General features: G+C 25.8%; 2 protein-coding genes and 1 pseudogene. All 3 read left to right on the plus strand.

Annotated elements, in window-relative coordinates; all coding sequences use genetic code 11:
• The first annotated feature begins 109 nt into the window (after nt 1-109).
• Complete coding sequence (locus CN514_RS24890; protein WP_098234843.1) at nt 110-535, plus strand: DUF7878 domain-containing protein; 426 nt, start codon at nt 110-112, stop codon at nt 533-535.
• A 131-nt stretch (nt 536-666) separates the two neighbouring features.
• Nucleotides 667-1017 (plus strand): hypothetical protein, encoded by a 351-nt coding sequence (locus CN514_RS24895; protein WP_098234844.1) that lies wholly within the window; start codon nt 667-669, stop codon nt 1015-1017.
• A pseudogene (locus CN514_RS24900) lies at nt 1014-1235 on the plus strand (VOC family protein); the annotation flags it as partial. The gene CN514_RS24895 and the pseudogene CN514_RS24900, both read left to right, overlap by 4 nt.
• Between the last annotated feature and the right edge of the window lie 32 nt (nt 1236-1267).

Below are 1267 nucleotides of genomic sequence, written 5' to 3' on the forward strand. Positions count from 1 at the left end.
GTTAAAAAAGAAAAATAAAAATGAGGGAAATACCAAAAATAGGAAACAATAGAAACAAAGTACTAAAATACATAAATTAAGATTGAACTAAATAAGAAAGGAGAATTTTATGAATATAAAATTTTTGTTTATATTAAATGATTATATACCTTCAGAACCAGCTTATGTTGCCAATACAGGAAAATATATAGATGGCTCATTTAATATCTATTTAAATGAAAGTTTATTTTTTCATGATCCGAATTTAAATCTTACTGAGTTTGCGAGTCAATTAAGTGAATGGGTTCAAAAGGTACAAAATGGATCAAGAGATAACATGAATTATGAATCGATTAATCGAAATGAAGATCTTATGAATTTCCTATATAAAGGAGATGACAAGTGGGGGATTTATTCGGTGTGGCAAATGTTTGAACCTACAGAATATATTAATACAGAGGTATTAGTTGAGTCTGTGAATGGATTTCTTACTGATTTAAATGAGAGACTTATTGAAATCAATTATGATTATACGCTTGATAAATTTAATCAGTAATTTTTATTATAAATCGATGTTGTTTTACTAAAAAGAGTTGCAAGAGTAACTCTTTTTTAGTGCATTTTCATAGGGAATTCTTACTGAAAAAAATTTGATTTCATATGCTTAATATATCTTTTTAATTATTAATGGTTATTTTTAGTTGTATATTCCTATTTGGCTGTTCAATAAAATCAAATACAGAGAGTAAAACTAGTAAAGTTTTTGGTATCAATGGAGTTACTTCAATAGATACAATTATTTATTCGGCGGATAAAGATCATGATTTAATAAATAAAATCGAAAAAGGATTTAAATTAAAAAACATTGAGGATAAACAAATTGATTCCACAGATTTAAGACTCACTTTTCTTGAGAAAGATGGTAAAAATGATGAATTTGAAGTGGATTACAAGGAAAGTATGTATTGGCAAAATGGAAAAGGATATAAACTTGATTCTAAGATAACCAAACTTTTACAGGAACAGTTTAGAAACTAGGTACACCTTCTTTAATGTTTTTTACATATAAACTTGATGAAATGTATAGTGATTTAATGAACAAGAATGTTACTGTTGGAGAAATTGTTGAAATGCCAAATGGAAGAGTGTTTAACTTTGCAGATGATGAACAAAATTATTTTGCAGTAATGGAAAAAAATAAAAGATTAATAAAGCACTGGGTAAAATTTTACCTTGTTTTTTTTTATAAATTTTAGTTAAAAATCACTTTTACCATGAAGATAAAAGT

The sequence above is a fragment of the Bacillus sp. AFS001701 genome (assembly GCF_002559405.1).
Classification (GTDB): Bacteria; Bacillota; Bacilli; order Bacillales; family Bacillaceae_G; genus Gottfriedia.

Excerpts from the sequence above, each read along its gene's own strand:
- CN514_RS24895 (WP_098234844.1), top strand. The coding sequence starts at position 667 with ATGGTTATTTTTAGTTGTATATTCCTATTTGGCTGTTCAATAAAATCA.
- CN514_RS24890 (WP_098234843.1), top strand. The coding sequence starts at position 110 with ATGAATATAAAATTTTTGTTTATATTAAATGATTATATACCTTCAGAA.